Raw genomic sequence first — 13,616 nt, forward strand, 5'->3', positions numbered from 1 at the left:
GTGATACTGAACATTTTGCTGTCCGATGTGATCGCCGCGCTTGCCGTGGCGTCATTACTGGCTCAATTTAGCGACAATGTCCCGGAAGACTCCAGACTTCATGTCATCGACCTCGTTCAAGCAGTCCATGCGGCGCCTGTGGGCGCTGGATAAATTCAGCTACAGCGTACGGGTGTTCATCGCCCTCACCGGCAGCATGGCGTTGTGTTGGTACCAGGATGAAATGACGCTGCTGATCCCGCTGTTCCTGGGGATTATCGCCAGCGCCCTGGCCGAGACCGATGACAGCTGGCAAGGCCGCCTCAACGCGCTGGCGGTGACACTGGTGTGTTTCAGCATCGCCGCGCTGTCGGTAGAGCTGCTGTTCCCTTACCCCTGGATATTTGCCATCGCCCTGGCCTTGGCCAGTTTCGGCCTGACCATGCTCGGCGCGCTGGGCGAACGCTATGGCGCGATTGCTTCGGCCACCTTGATTCTGTCGGTCTACACCATGATCGGCGTGGACCAGCGCGGCGGCGCCGTCACGGACTTTTGGCATGAGCCGCTGCTGCTGGTCGCCGGTGCCGCCTGGTACGGCGCGTTGTCGGTGCTGTGGCAGGCGCTGTTTTCCAACCAGCCGGTGCAGCAGAGCCTGGCGCGGTTGTTCCGCGAGCTGGGGCGTTACCTCAAGCTCAAGTCCTCCCTGTTCGAACCGATCCGGCAGTTGGATGTAGAAGCGCGGCGCCTGGAATTGGCCCAGCAAAATGGCCGGGTAGTCGCTGCGCTGAACGCCGCGAAGGAAATCATCCTGCACCGCGTCGGCAATGGCCGGCCGGGCTCGAAGGTCAGCCGTTACCTGAAACTCTACTTCCTGGCCCAGGACATCCACGAGCGCGCCAGTTCCTCCCACTACCCCTACAACGCCCTCACCGAAGCCTTCTTCCACAGCGATGTGCTGTTTCGTTGCCAGCGCTTGCTGCGCCAGCAAGGCAAGGCCTGCCAGACCCTGGCCGAGTCGATCCAACTGCGCCAACCGTTTATCTATGACGACAGTTTTGCCCAAGCCCTGGGCGACCTCAACGCATCCCTGGAGCACCTGCGCATCCAGAGCAACCCGGCCTGGCGTGGCCTGCTGCGCTCCTTGCGCGCCTTGGCGGCCAACCTGTCCACGCTCGACCGCCTGCTGGGCGACGCCAGCAACCCCGATGCCCTGGCCGACGCCACCGACAGCAACCTGCTGGACCGCGCACCGCGCAACCTCAAGGAAATGTGGACGCGCCTGCGCACCCAACTCACGCCCACTTCGTTGCTGTTTCGCCACGCCCTGCGCCTGTCCCTGGCGTTGACCGTCGGCTACGCCACCCTGCATGCCATCCATGCGTCTCAGGGTTACTGGATCATCCTCACTACCCTGTTCGTGTGCCAGCCGAGTTACGGCGCCACCCGGCGCAAACTCGGCCAGCGGATCATCGGCACCGCCATCGGCCTCACCGTGGCCTGGGCGCTGTTCGACCTGTTCCCCAACCCGGTGGTGCAGTCGATGTTCGCTATCGCCGCAGGCCTGGTGTTCTTTATCAACCGCACCACCCGCTACACCCTGGCGACGGCGGCAATAACCTTGATGGTGCTGTTCTGCTTCAACCAGGTGGGCGATGGCTACGGGCTGTTCCTGCCGCGCCTGTTCGATACCTTGCTCGGTAGCCTGATCGCGGGCCTGGCGGTGTTCCTGTTCCTGCCAGACTGGCAAGGCCGACGCTTGAACAAAGTGCTGGCCAACACCCTGACCTGCAACAGCATCTACCTGCGCCAAATCATGCAGCAATACGCCGCCGGCAAGAGCGACGACCTGGCTTACCGCCTGGCCCGCCGCAACGCGCACAACGCCGACGCCGCGTTGTCCACCACCCTGGCCAATATGCTGATGGAGCCGGGGCACTTCCGTAAGGAAGCCGACGTGGGCTTTCGCTTCCTGGTGCTGTCTCACACCTTGCTCAGCTATTTGTCGGGGCTGGGTGCGCATCGCGATACTTCGCTACCGAGCGATGTGCGTGAACACTTGATCGAAGGCGCGGGCAACAGCCTGGCGGCGAGCATCGATGAGATCGCCACCGGCTTGGCCAATAAACAGTCGATTGCGATCCAGAGCGATGCCGAGGAAGCGCTGGCCGCCGAGCTTGAGCAAATGCCGGATGAAATCGACGAAGGGCAGCGGTTGGTACAGACGCAGTTGGCGTTGATTTGCCGGCAGTTGGGGCCGTTGCGTACGTTGGCGGCGCATTTGATCAAGGATACCGGTGCGGCTTAGGCCGTTATCGCAGGCAAGCCGGCTCCCACATTGGAACGCATTCAACTGTGGGAGCCGGGCTTGCCCGCGATGAGGCCCGCAAGCACCCTACATCCCATGCGCCTTCATCAACCGCGCATAACTGCCATCAGCCTTCATCCTGGCAATCTCCCGATCAAAGCTGGCGACAATCTGCGCATGCTCGGGGTTCTTCAAACTGACCAGAATATGCAGGCTGTTCTCGCTCAAAGGCTTGCCCACAAACGCCACGGTATTGCGCACCCGCGGCGACTCCCGAGCCAGGTAATAACGCGCCACGTATTCATCTTCCAGCGTCAACCGCACCCGCCGCGCCGCGAGCATGCGCACTGCCATGGCGAAGTTGTGCACGGGTACTTTCTGTAGCTGGGTGTCTTGATCGAACGCCGCCGAATAGGCATAACCGCGTACCACGGCGATAGTCTCGTCGCGCAGTTCGGCCAGGCTTTGATAAGCGATGTCATCGTCGCTGCGCTTGAGAAAGCGCACACGGTTAAGCAGGTACTCAGCAGAAAACTGGCCAAACTGCGTGCGGGCCTCGTCGTACCAGGCGTTGATCAGCACATCGTAGCGCCCATCGCCCACGCCCTTGAGCGCACGGGCCCAGGGCACCTGCTCAAAATCACTGGCGTACCCCGCACGGGCCAGGGCGGTGCTGACGATATCGGTGGCCAAGCCGCCATTGATCAAGGTTGCATCGGTGAACGGTGGCCAGCCATCCGCCACCAGGCGCAGACGCTGTGCCAGCACCGGCTGGGCCAGCAACAGCACTGCGATCAAAGCAACGGCACGAGTCAATCGCGGCATGCTCAAAGTCCTTGGCGGGCAGGCGGTGGCCTGATAACAGTAGCTCATCAATAAGCTTGCATTGCAGATTACACAAAGCAGCCAACGGCGCACGCACTGAATGATGGCAAATTGACGCCATTCACACATTTGCCAATTTTAGACAGCGGCGCCCGTCACGCTTACTATCCAGGCACGTCTTTATAAGAGCACACATCATGACGGTTGATTGGGTTTGTAAACATCACAACGACTTGGGCAAGGACCAGCTATATGCCGTCCTGCGTTTGCGCAGCGAGGTATTCGTCGTCGAGCAGAAATGCGCGTATCAGGACATCGACGGGCAAGACTTGGGGGGTGACACCCATCACCTGATGGCCTGGCAGGATAATGAGCTAGTGGCTTATCTGCGCCTGCTGGACCCGGAGTCCCAGGGCGGCGACGTGGTGATTGGCCGGGTGATCGTTGCGCCATCGGCACGCGGCATCGGGTTGGGGCACACGATGATGGAAGAGGCCCTCAAGCAGATTGAAGAAATCTGGCCCGAGACACCGATCTTTCTGTCAGCTCAGGCGCATTTGCAGGAGTACTACGGGCGGTATGGGTTTGTAGTGGCGGGTGAGGAATACCTGGAGGACGATATTCCCCATATCGGCATGCGGCGCATCTGAGGGCGCCATCGCAGGCAAGCCAGCTCCCACATTGGAACGCATTCAACTGTGGGAGCCGGGCTTGCCCGCGATAGCGTCAGCCCTGCCACCGCTGAACTCAGGGATAGCCCAACACCTGCTTGATCGACGCCAGATTAGCCTCGATCCACCCCCGATCAATCGCCCCCCAATCCCGAATCCGATAGCGCCCCGCATGGTTGCGCGCACCGTCCTCCTGCTCGAACTCACAGACAATATCCAGGTCGGCCAACGCCGCAATCGTATCCTGGGCGGTACGCCTAGGCATGCCGGTGGCCTCGGTCAGCGCCGGGACGCTGCTGGCCAGTTGGCTGTCGATCAAGTACGCCACGTACAGGCGGCGGTAGAAGCTGCTTTTGGTCTTGCTCACATCCATGGTCAGTCGCCTTGGGGTTAGGGCTTGCCCTGCAAATCGCGCCAGGTGAGGTACACACGCAGGTCGAATTCCACCTGATGGTAGCCCGGCATCATGTATTGGCAGAGTTTATAGAACGCCTTGTTGTGGTCCGACTCCTTGAAGTGAGCCAGTTCATGTACCACGATCATGCGCAGAAACTCCGGGGCCGCCTCCTTGAACAGCGAAGCAATGCGGATCTCTTTCTTGGACTTGAGATTACCGCCCTGCACTCGGGAAATCGTGGTGTGCAAACCCAAGGCACGATGGGTCAGGTCCAGGCGGTTGTCGAACAGCACTTTGTCGATAGACGGCGCGTTGCGCAGGTGCTCCTGCTTCAAGGCCAGGGCGTACGCATACAGGGCCTTGTCACTCTGCACCGCATGGCGCTCGGGGTAACGCTGTTCCAGGTACGCACCCAACTGGTCCTTGGCGATCAGTTGGCGCACTTGCTCCTGGAGCGCGGCGGGGTAGGCCTGGAGGTATTTCAACGCGGTCATGGGCTCGGCAACGCAATTGGGACGGGCGCCAGTGTAGCGAATTCAAAGCGCGCGAGGGTACGACCAGCCGGCAACGTCTTCGGCCATCAACGGCAGCGCCGCCCACGGCCCCTGGATATACGCGCAGCCATTGGCCTTGAGCCACTGTGTTTGCTCAAGGCTCTCCACGCCTTCGGCGATCACCAGCACGCCAAAATGCTCGCACAGTTGGATGATGCTGCGCGCCATCGCCGCATCCCGCGCCGAGCCAGGCAGGCGCGCCACCAGTTGAGGGTCAAGCTTGAGGGTATCGAACTTGAGGTCGCGCAAATGGGCCAGGGAGCACTGGCCGCAGCCAAAGTCGTCCAGGGCAATCCGCACCCCGATCCGGCGCAGTAACTGAAGTTGCTTGGTAGACTCGGCAAGATTACTCATCAAGCAGTCTTCGCCGATTTCCACCTCCAGTTGCCGTGCCTGTAACCCATGCCGCTCCAGCATCTGCTGCAGTTGGTTGGCCAGGTTGGGCATGTTGAACTGGCTGATGCTCAGGCTCACGCTCAACACCAGTTCGGGGTCGAAGGTGGCTTGCCAGGCCTGGCGCTGAGCGGCGACTTGCTGGTAGATCCAGGCACTCAACTGGTTGATCAACCGCGCCTCTTCCAGCAGCGGCAAGAACAGGCCCGGCGGCACATCACCGACGCTGGGATGCTGCCAGCGCAACAGCGCCTCCACGCCGCGCAAACGCCCGTCTTCCAGGGAGACTTGGGGCTGGTACACCAAGGTGAAATCCTTGTTGGCAATGGCGGTACGCACACTGTCTTCCAGCATCAGCCGCGAGCGGGCGCGGCCGTTCATTTCCTGGTCGTAGTAACGATACTGCTGACGGCCGGCGCGCTTGGCTTCGTACATGGCAATATCCGCCGCCCGCAGCAGGCCGCTCAAGTCCGAGCCGCAATCCGGGAAGGTCGCGATGCCGATACTGACCCCAAGCATCACCTCCAACCCATCGACCTGCTGGCACACAGATACCCGTTCGATGAGCTTTTCCGCGATCTTCGCGGCCTGCTCGGGAAACTCCAGCTCCAGCAACGCGGTGAACTCATCCCCGCCCATGCGCCCCAGAATGTCGTAGGAACGCAGGCACGCCTGCATTTGCTCCGAGACCCAACGCAACACGCGATCCCCGGCGTCATGGCCCAGCGTATCGTTGACCCGCTTGAAGCCATCTAGGTCCAGGTACAGCAATACCAGCGCCTGCTCGCTACGTTCGCTGCGCAGCAAGGTGTTCTCCATCGCCTGATGGAAACCACGCCGGTTCAACAGCCCGGTCAGCGGGTCGGTCACAGCCTGGAACTCCAGTTGCTGGTGCAGGTGCCTTACTTCAGACATGTCCAGCACCGTCACCACCATCGCCTTCTGCTCGGCAGGCAAAGGCGCGCAGGACAACGCCACCGGCACCTGCTGGCCCCGACCGGTGCGCAAAATGGCATCGTGCTGGCGCCACGTCTCGCCCCGGCGATACGCCTCGTACATGGGGAAACCCAACCAGGCTGGAACATGGGGCTTTTGCAGAAAACTGAGGAAACTCTCGCCCTGCAACTCAGCCATCGTCGCATTCAACAGCCGCGAAATGGCCGGGTTGGCGTACTCGATCACACTGGCTTCGCTCACCACCAAAATGCCCTCGGCGGCGTTATCCAGCACCGAGGCATTAAAGGCGCGGGCCAACTCCAGGTCATGGCTCAGGCGCTGCAAGGCACGGCGATTGCGCTGGTGCTCCAGCAACGCCTGCACCTTGGGCTTGAGGATATGCGGGTCGAAGGGCTTGAACAGGTAGTCGATCGCCCCGCTGGCATAGCCTTCAAGCACCGCGTCGGGGGAATGGGCGGTGGCGGTCAGAAAGATAATCGGCGTCATGCGCGTGCGCTGGCTGCCCCGCATCAGGCGTGCCACCTCAAAGCCGTCCATGCCCGGCATGCGCACGTCAAGCAACACCAGGTCGACGTCGTGGGCCAGCAGTAACTCCAGGGCCTCCAGGCCAGACGCGGCGGTGATCACACGCCAATCGTCACGCTGCAACAGCGCACGCATGCTGACGAGGTTTTCCGGGTAGTCATCGACCACCAACAGAACCGAAATTGCATCGTCGTGTTGTGGAGCGCCATCCATGCTACGTCTCTTCCTTAGGGAGCTACACCGGTCACTTTTGCTACCAAGGCCGGATAAACACTGAGGGCTCACTCTAGCCGCGCGGCCAAAAAAGCAGAAGTGACGTAGGGGCCATCATTGTGCCAAAGGCCAGGAAGCCGACTAACGGTAAGGCCCTGTAGCCCGCGGTTCACGGGCAACATGGCTTTTTGGCATTCCTCTGACGCCAATAAATTGCCAGCAATTGTTTAACAATCTCACCAGCACCGCCTATAAAGAACCTGGAAGGCCCTTTGGGCCAATGCCTACACCCTCTGTAAAAAGGCCAACACCATGATCGACCTTTCCACCTGGAACCTGAGCATTCCGGTCGGCTCCCCACCCACGACCATTGAAACGCCAAGGCTGATGAGCGGCTTCAACGATCAATACTTCCAGGCCGAAGGCAGCGACGTGCAGTTCTGGACACCTGTGACGGGCTCGCGCACCGAAAACGCCATCTACCCACGCAGCGAACTGCGCGAAACCTACGCCGACGGCCGCCTGCGCAACTGGACCTACCCCGAAGCCGACAACTTCCTGCGCGCCACTCTCACGGTCAACCAGGTGCCCTCCTCCGGCAAGATCGTGATCGGCCAGATCCACGCGTACGACAGCCAGAAACCGTTGATCAAGCTGGAGTACCAATTCAAGGAGAAAACCCAGACCGGCAACATCGTCGCCAAAGTGCGCATGCGCCCGGACGAGGCCGAAAGCCGGGTGATCATCGTCGCCTCCAACGTGCCGCTGGAGAAAAGCTTCACCTATGTGATCAACCTCAACAAAGCCGGGTTGCTCAGCGTGTATGCCGCCGACAGCGAGTGGAATGAACGGATCGGCGCGGCCTGGGGCGACAAGCCGTTGTACTTCAAGGCGGGGGTGTACGTGCAGGACAATACGGGCGACACCAATGAGGGCGCGCGGGTGACGTTTGCGAAGTTGGATATTGATCATGAGTAAGGGGATTGGCCTCATTTCAAGTAGGCAATGCCCGATGAGTACAAGGATCCTTCGCGAGTAATCCAATCACTTAAAGCCACTGCCCCCCCTGTGGGAGCGGGCTTGCTCGCGAATGCGCAGGATCAGCCAAAATCTATATTGACTGATACACCGCATTCGCGAGCAAGCCCGCTCCCACAAAGGTTCTGTGTGGCCTGAGGATCCTGTGCGGGTCCTACAGCACCATTGCGACAAGCCACATCGCCTCTTTAGCCCCTGCACAGAAACCGCCACCGACTACCCCGTACTGTTGATCGACAGCGAAGCCCCACTGCTCGACCTCCACGCCTGCCTGCGCGAACGTCTCAACGCCGCTCTGGAACACCTAAACCTGATGGCGTGCTCCAGCCTGCCGGACTTCGCCGAGCGCGACCTGAATAACGTGGCCAATACCGCACGTATTCTGGTGCGGGATGTGAGTGATGTGGTTCGAGTCATTGAAAAACCGTAGTTTCGATACTTTATCGGCAAGCTAAACAACAAACCGCACTCTTGCGGTTTTTTGGCGAGCAAAAATCGACCGGCAGCGTTCACCAGCTATCAAAATTACACACTCAAAATACGTACGGAAATATCACCAATAGCAAAAAATTATAAATAACTGTCAATTTTCACAGGTACCCCAACCTAAAAAATATTTTACCTTTATTTCGCAGACATCAAAAACATCCTGCATACAATCGCAATCATCGCCAACTTTAGAGAGACAAAGCCATGAGCACCGATCGCCAAAAATCGTTTACTGCACGCCTGTCACATAACACATTCGCCGTGTGTTTCTATGAGCTTACATTAGAGGCAGTTTCGTTTACCGCAAATTTCAGAGGTAGACCAACTACAGTGCAGGGCGTTAGTGGCTTTGCAGGCCTAAAACCAAGCCAATACCTATGCTTGAACGATAAACTGTACACAAACGAGGGTGACCTCTTTTATTTTCGCTACAGAAATGGCAAATACATCATCTACGTTCGTGAGCAAGGAACGCACTATGGAAAAGTGATAGATCAATCAAATGGTTGGCTATTAGCTGGAGACAACGGAGTATCATTCAACTTGGTAAATCCAAACAATCACAACCAAGTAATGACACTTGATGATTTCCCAGGCGCCACCAGCCAGCAGCTTTGTCTCCAAAGTGAGCGAGGGCTGGTTCAGGACTACGATTACGTAGCATGTGACCACTCATTCTCACACTCCTTTCTTGTTACACATGGAGGAAGAAAATCAATTCCGTTTAACTTTGAGATTGTAGAAACAAACGTACCTTACGTGGGCAACCCAGAAGAGGTTTGATATATTCATTTCATAATCGAGCAACCATGCCGAGCACTTTAAAAAAACCCGCATCAGTGCGGTTTTTTTGATTTGATATCTCGCCCCGCACTAACGACAGGCCAATCTAAACAATGTCATCCATATCTAAACTTTGCGACGGATGCTATGAAATACCGGCCCTAGCTGACGTTACATATAACAAATCACGCAGCCCCTACAAAAAAGCCCGCATCGCTGCGGGCTTCTTTCAAACGCCTAAGACTCAATTCACCTTAGCGTTCAACTCACCTTTCAAATACCGCTGGTACATCGCCTCCAACGAGATCGGCTTGATCTTCGAAGCATTGCCCGCAGTACCAAACGCTTCATAACGTGCGATACACACATCACGCATCGCGGTAACGGTAGCGCCGAAGAATTTACGCGGGTCGAACTCGCTCGGGTTGGTGGCCATCAGGCGACGCATCGCACCGGTGGATGCCAGGCGCAGGTCGGTGTCGATGTTGACCTTGCGCACGCCGTACTTGATGCCTTCGACGATTTCTTCCACCGGTACGCCGTAGGTTTCTTTGATGTCGCCGCCGTACTGGTTGATGATCGCCAGCCACTCTTGCGGTACCGAGGAAGAGCCGTGCATCACCAGGTGGGTGTTGGGGATGCGCTTGTGGATTTCCTTGATGCGGTCGATGGCCAGCACGTCGCCGGTAGGCGGCTTGGTGAACTTGTAGGCGCCGTGGCTGGTGCCGATGGCGATAGCCAGGGCGTCGACCTGGGTCTTCTTGACGAAGTCGGCGGCTTCTTCCGGGTCGGTCAGCATCTGGCTGTGATCCAGCACGCCTTCGGCGCCGATACCGTCTTCTTCGCCGGCCATGCCGGTTTCCAGCGAACCCAGGCAGCCCAGCTCGCCTTCAACCGATACGCCGCAGGCGTGGGCCATGGCCACGGTTTGTTGGGTCACGCGTACGTTGTACTCGTAGTCGGTTGGGGTCTTGCCGTCTTCGCCGAGGGAGCCGTCCATCATTACCGAGCTGAAGCCCAGTTGGATCGAGCGCTGGCACACGTCAGGGCTGGTGCCGTGGTCCTGGTGCATGCACACCGGGATGTGTGGGAATTCTTCGATCGCGGCGAGGATCAGGTGACGCAGGAACGGGGCGCCGGCGTATTTGCGCGCACCGGCCGAAGCCTGGACGATCACTGGGGAGTCGGTCTTGTCAGCGGCTTCCATGATGGCGCGCATCTGCTCAAGGTTGTTGACGTTAAAGGCTGGGACGCCGTAGCCGAACTCGGCTGCGTGGTCCAGCATTTGACGCATGCTGATAAGTGCCATTGTGTTGTCTCTCCCGGTCGAGGGTCGTTAATCGTGCAAGCCTGCCGTAGCGGCGGCTGCTATTCAAGTTATTGCAGTGCTCGGCGCACAACCTCTGTGAGATTGGAGCCGGATCAATGTGGGAGCGGGCTTGCTCGCGAAAGCGGTGTATCAGTCACCGGATTCGTCAGCTTACCCACCGCATTCGCGAGCAAGCCCGCTCCCACATTTGCTTCTCATCAAATCCAAAATCCTATTGGGCCTTACAGCCGCGCCCAATCAAATCATCCGTCGCCACCCAGTAAACCAGGCCTTCCTCACCTTTGGTGTGAAACGCCAACTGGCCGTCGCTGTACAGCACGCCGGAGGCGGCTACTTCTTGCTTGAGCCGGTAAACCTGGTCCGAACCGCCGAGGCGTACATCCACTTCGGAACGGGCCGGGTTGGCAAAGCGCCAGTTCACCTCGGCCTTGCTGTCGCAGGTCCAGGTGGTCCATTTGTCGGCTGGCTCTGCCTTGTCAAACAGGTTCATGCTGCTGCAGCCGGCCAACAGGGCCAGGGCTGCCAGGGCGAAAACGCCTTTCATTGCCAATCCTCGCAGGGAGGCCTATGGGCCGCCGTTGCTGTCGGTTAGTGGATCAGACCCGTCATGGGCAACCCTGTTCCTGACCGTTGGGCGCGGAGTCGTATTTCTCCAGCCGTTCGTTGCCGATGCGCTTGTTGATCACCGGCATGGTCTCGGCTTGCCAGTCAGCCTGGTAACAGCTTTTTCTCAACGGTGCCTTGGCATTATCCGCCTCGGGCGCCGCGCTGGGGGTGCTGCCGCAGCCGGCCAACAGGCCCGCTGCGATCACCAGTGCCAACGACTTGATCATGGGAACGCTCCTTTTCCTGATCACGCGAGCCTTAACCTTTGGCTCGGGTTTCCAGCACTTCCACGGCTGGCAACACCTTGCCCTCGACGAACTCGAGGAAAGCGCCACCACCGGTAGAAATGTAGGAGATCTGATCAGCCACACCATATTTATCGATAGCCGCCAAGGTATCGCCGCCGCCAGCAATGGAGAACGCCGAGCTTTCAGCGATCGCTTTAGCCAGTACTTTGGTGCCGTTGCCGAATTGGTCGAACTCGAACACGCCCACCGGGCCATTCCACAGGATAGTCTGGGATGCCTTGAGCAGCTCGGCGAAGTTGGCCGCGGTTTGCGGGCCGATGTCCAGGATCATGTCGTCGTCGGCCACGTCAGCGATGAGCTTGACGGTAGCGGCGGCGCTTTCCGCGAATTCCTTGGCAACTACCACGTCTACCGGCAGCGGCACGCTGACCTTGGCGGCGATGGCGCGGGCGGTGTCGAGCAGGTCTGGCTCGTACAGGGACTTGCCCACCGGGTGGCCGGCAGCGGCCAGGAAGGTGTTGGCAATGCCGCCGCCGACGATCAGTTGGTTGCAGATCTGGCTCAGGCTGTTGAGCACGTCCAGCTTGGTGGAGACCTTGGAGCCGGCAACGATAGCGGCCATTGGCTGGGCCGGAGCGCCCAGGGCCTTGCCCAGCGCATCCAGCTCGGCAGCCAACAACGGGCCAGCGGCTGCGACCTTGGCGAACTTGGCCACGCCGTGGGTCGAACCTTCGGCGCGGTGGGCGGTGCCGAACGCGTCCATTACAAACACGTCGCACAGGGCGGCGTATTGCTGGGCCAGTTCGTCGCTGTTCTTTTTCTCGCCCTTGTTGAAGCGCACGTTCTCGAACAGCACGATATCGCCGGCTTTCACGTCCACGCCGCCCAGGTAGTCTGCGACCAATGGCACGTCACGGCCCAGGGCCTTGCTCAGGTACTCGGCGACAGGCTTAAGGCTGTTTTCAGCAGAGAACTCACCTTCGGTCGGGCGACCCAGGTGGGAGCAGACCATCACGGCCGCGCCTTTTTCCAGGGCCAGCTTGATGGTCGGCAGCGAGGCCAGGATTCGCGCATCGCTGGTGACAACACCGTCCTTGACGGGGACGTTGAGGTCTTCGCGGATCAGTACGCGCTTACCTTGCAGATCGAGGTCGGTCATCTTCAACACGGTCATGGGTCGCAGTTCCTGAATTACTGTTGAGGTTGTTTAGAAGCGATGTGCAGATAGTGTTCGGCAACATCCAGCATGCGGTTGGCAAAGCCCCATTCGTTGTCGAACCAGGCCAGGATGTTCACAAGCCTGGGGCCGGAAACGCGGGTCTGGCTGGCATCGACAATCGCCGAGTGCGGGTCATGGTTGAAATCGCAGCTGGCGTGGGGCAACTCGGTGTAGGCCAACAGGCCTTTGAGCGGGCCGCTGGTGGCAGCGTCGCGCAGGATCCGGTTGACCTCGGCCGCGTCAGTGTCGCTCACGGTTTGCATGGTGATATCCAGGCAAGACACGTTCACCGTCGGCACCCGTACGGCTTTGGCCTGGATTCGCCCGGCAAGTTCCGGCAGCAGTCGCTCGATGCCGCGCGCCAGGCCGGTGGACACCGGAATCACTGACTGAAACGCCGAACGCGTGCGGCGCAGGTCTTCGTGGTGATAGGCGTCGATCACCGGCTGGTCGTTCATCGCCGAGTGAATCGTGGTGATCGACACGTAATCCAGGCCGATCGCCTGGTCCAGCAGGCGCAACAACGGCACGCTGCAGTTGGTGGTACACGACGCGTTGGACACCAACAGCTCATCGCCGGTCAGGCAATCCTGGTTGATGCCGTAGACGATGGTGGCGTCGACATCCGCCTCGCTGGCCATCGGCTGGGAAAACAGCACACGCGGTGCGCCGGCGTCGAGAAAACGCTGGCCATCGGCACGGGTGTGATAGACACCGGAGCATTCCAGCACCAGGTCGACGCCCAGTGCTTTCCAGTCGATGCCTTCGGGGGTGGCACTGCGCAACACTTGCACGCAGTTGCCATTGATATGCAGACAATCGCCTTCAACCCGCACTTCGCCCGGGAAGCGGCCGTGCGTGGAGTCAAAGCGTGTCAGGTATTCGATGCTAGCCATGTCGGCCAAATCATTGATCGCGACAATTTCAAACCCGGCCGCCGCCCCTCGCTCGAACAGAGCACGCAAGACGCAACGACCAATGCGGCCGTAGCCGTTGAGTGCAACTTTGTAGGGACGCAGTTGGGGCATGGGGTTCTCGCATTGTGGGCGACACAAACCACTGTAGGAGCGAGCTTGCTCGCGAA

The 13,616-nt window shown here is 59.4% G+C and carries 13 protein-coding genes and 1 pseudogene; 5 read left to right on the forward strand and 9 right to left on the reverse strand.

Annotated elements, in window-relative coordinates:
• Positions 1–100 precede the first annotated feature (100 nt).
• Positions 101–2,284, forward strand: coding sequence for a YccS family putative transporter (gene yccS / locus PSH76_RS28105; protein ID WP_044271848.1), 2,184 nt, complete (start codon positions 101–103; stop codon positions 2,282–2,284).
• An 87-nt stretch (positions 2,285–2,371) separates the two neighbouring features.
• On the opposite strand, the gene PSH76_RS28110 is transcribed toward yccS, so the two are convergent.
• Positions 2,372–3,109 carry an ABC transporter substrate-binding protein gene (locus PSH76_RS28110; RefSeq protein ID WP_138762881.1) on the reverse strand — a complete coding sequence of 246 codons (738 nt, stop codon included), beginning with the start codon at positions 3,107–3,109 and terminating at the stop codon, positions 2,372–2,374.
• Positions 3,110–3,306: 197 nt separating this feature from the next.
• Here PSH76_RS28110 and PSH76_RS28115 point away from each other — a divergent pair, with 197 nt between their 5' ends.
• The gene (locus PSH76_RS28115; RefSeq protein WP_305493279.1) at positions 3,307–3,759 is read left to right on the forward strand and encodes a GNAT family N-acetyltransferase; all 453 of its coding nucleotides are present in this window, start codon (positions 3,307–3,309) and stop codon (positions 3,757–3,759) included.
• 97 nt (positions 3,760–3,856) lie between these two features.
• Here the strand turns inward: PSH76_RS28115 and PSH76_RS28120 are convergent, their stop codons facing one another.
• Genes PSH76_RS28120 through PSH76_RS28130 form a run of 3 tightly spaced genes read right to left on the reverse strand, consistent with a single transcriptional unit; the run spans position 3,857 to position 6,819 of the window.
• A complete protein-coding gene (locus PSH76_RS28120; protein WP_057710268.1) occupies positions 3,857–4,153 on the reverse strand; it encodes a helix-turn-helix domain-containing protein in 297 nt (98 codons plus the stop codon).
• 17 nt (positions 4,154–4,170) lie between these two features.
• Positions 4,171–4,671 carry a M48 family metallopeptidase gene (locus tag PSH76_RS28125; RefSeq protein ID WP_003194942.1) on the reverse strand — a complete coding sequence of 167 codons (501 nt, stop codon included), beginning with the start codon at positions 4,669–4,671 and terminating at the stop codon, positions 4,171–4,173.
• A 42-nt stretch (positions 4,672–4,713) separates the two neighbouring features.
• Entirely contained in the window at positions 4,714–6,819 is a 2,106-nt protein-coding gene (locus PSH76_RS28130) for a bifunctional diguanylate cyclase/phosphodiesterase (RefSeq protein ID WP_305493280.1), read from the reverse strand.
• A 312-nt stretch (positions 6,820–7,131) separates the two neighbouring features.
• On the opposite strand from PSH76_RS28130, the gene PSH76_RS28135 reads away from it, so the two are divergent.
• The 3 genes and pseudogenes from PSH76_RS28135 (at position 7,132) to PSH76_RS28150 (ending at position 9,129) form a co-directional block, all read left to right on the forward strand.
• A complete protein-coding gene (locus PSH76_RS28135) occupies positions 7,132–7,797 on the forward strand; it encodes a polysaccharide lyase family 7 protein (protein WP_305493281.1) in 666 nt (221 codons plus the stop codon).
• 205 nt (positions 7,798–8,002) lie between these two features.
• Positions 8,003–8,312: pseudogene (locus tag PSH76_RS28145) on the forward strand (fructose-bisphosphate aldolase).
• 238 nt (positions 8,313–8,550) lie between these two features.
• Positions 8,551–9,129 (forward strand): hypothetical protein, encoded by a 579-nt coding sequence (locus tag PSH76_RS28150; protein WP_138183513.1) that lies wholly within the window; start codon positions 8,551–8,553, stop codon positions 9,127–9,129.
• Positions 9,130–9,373: 244 nt separating this feature from the next.
• Here PSH76_RS28150 and fba read toward each other — a convergent pair whose 3' ends face one another.
• From fba to epd, 5 genes are all read right to left on the reverse strand, one after another.
• Positions 9,374–10,438: a class II fructose-bisphosphate aldolase gene (gene fba / locus PSH76_RS28155; protein WP_003177554.1), complete on the reverse strand. Its 1,065-nt coding sequence runs from the start codon at positions 10,436–10,438 to the stop codon at positions 9,374–9,376.
• A gap of 232 nt (positions 10,439–10,670) precedes the next feature.
• Positions 10,671–11,003 carry an MliC family protein gene (locus PSH76_RS28160; RefSeq protein ID WP_034133963.1) on the reverse strand — a complete coding sequence of 111 codons (333 nt, stop codon included), beginning with the start codon at positions 11,001–11,003 and terminating at the stop codon, positions 10,671–10,673.
• 61 nt (positions 11,004–11,064) lie between these two features.
• The gene (locus PSH76_RS28165) at positions 11,065–11,292 is read right to left on the reverse strand and encodes a hypothetical protein (protein WP_003194953.1); all 228 of its coding nucleotides are present in this window, start codon (positions 11,290–11,292) and stop codon (positions 11,065–11,067) included.
• 31 nt (positions 11,293–11,323) lie between these two features.
• On the reverse strand, positions 11,324–12,487 hold the full coding sequence (locus PSH76_RS28170; RefSeq protein ID WP_003194956.1) for a phosphoglycerate kinase: 1,164 nt from the start codon (positions 12,485–12,487) through the stop codon (positions 11,324–11,326).
• Positions 12,488–12,504: 17 nt separating this feature from the next.
• A complete protein-coding gene (gene epd, locus PSH76_RS28175) occupies positions 12,505–13,560 on the reverse strand; it encodes an erythrose-4-phosphate dehydrogenase (RefSeq protein WP_032894906.1) in 1,056 nt (351 codons plus the stop codon).
• Positions 13,561–13,616 lie beyond the last annotated feature (56 nt).

Origin of the sequence: Pseudomonas sp. FP215, from assembly GCF_030687795.1 — a bacterium.
In the GTDB taxonomy this organism is placed as follows: domain Bacteria; phylum Pseudomonadota; class Gammaproteobacteria; order Pseudomonadales; family Pseudomonadaceae; genus Aquipseudomonas; species Aquipseudomonas salmasensis.

Excerpts from the sequence above, each read along its gene's own strand:
- PSH76_RS28125 (WP_003194942.1), bottom strand. The coding sequence starts at position 4,671 with ATGACCGCGTTGAAATACCTCCAGGCCTACCCCGCCGCGCTCCAGGAG.
- PSH76_RS28170 (WP_003194956.1), bottom strand. The coding sequence starts at position 12,487 with ATGACCGTGTTGAAGATGACCGACCTCGATCTGCAAGGTAAGCGCGTA.
- PSH76_RS28120 (WP_057710268.1), bottom strand. The coding sequence starts at position 4,153 with ATGGATGTGAGCAAGACCAAAAGCAGCTTCTACCGCCGCCTGTACGTG.
- PSH76_RS28115 (WP_305493279.1), top strand. The coding sequence starts at position 3,307 with ATGACGGTTGATTGGGTTTGTAAACATCACAACGACTTGGGCAAGGAC.
- PSH76_RS28130 (WP_305493280.1), bottom strand. The coding sequence starts at position 6,819 with ATGGATGGCGCTCCACAACACGACGATGCAATTTCGGTTCTGTTGGTG.
- yccS (WP_044271848.1), top strand. The coding sequence starts at position 101 with ATGTCATCGACCTCGTTCAAGCAGTCCATGCGGCGCCTGTGGGCGCTG.
- PSH76_RS28110 (WP_138762881.1), bottom strand. The coding sequence starts at position 3,109 with ATGCCGCGATTGACTCGTGCCGTTGCTTTGATCGCAGTGCTGTTGCTG.
- PSH76_RS28160 (WP_034133963.1), bottom strand. The coding sequence starts at position 11,003 with ATGAAAGGCGTTTTCGCCCTGGCAGCCCTGGCCCTGTTGGCCGGCTGC.
- PSH76_RS28135 (WP_305493281.1), top strand. The coding sequence starts at position 7,132 with ATGATCGACCTTTCCACCTGGAACCTGAGCATTCCGGTCGGCTCCCCA.
- epd (WP_032894906.1), bottom strand. The coding sequence starts at position 13,560 with ATGCCCCAACTGCGTCCCTACAAAGTTGCACTCAACGGCTACGGCCGC.
- PSH76_RS28150 (WP_138183513.1), top strand. The coding sequence starts at position 8,551 with ATGAGCACCGATCGCCAAAAATCGTTTACTGCACGCCTGTCACATAAC.
- fba (WP_003177554.1), bottom strand. The coding sequence starts at position 10,438 with ATGGCACTTATCAGCATGCGTCAAATGCTGGACCACGCAGCCGAGTTC.
- PSH76_RS28165 (WP_003194953.1), bottom strand. The coding sequence starts at position 11,292 with ATGATCAAGTCGTTGGCACTGGTGATCGCAGCGGGCCTGTTGGCCGGC.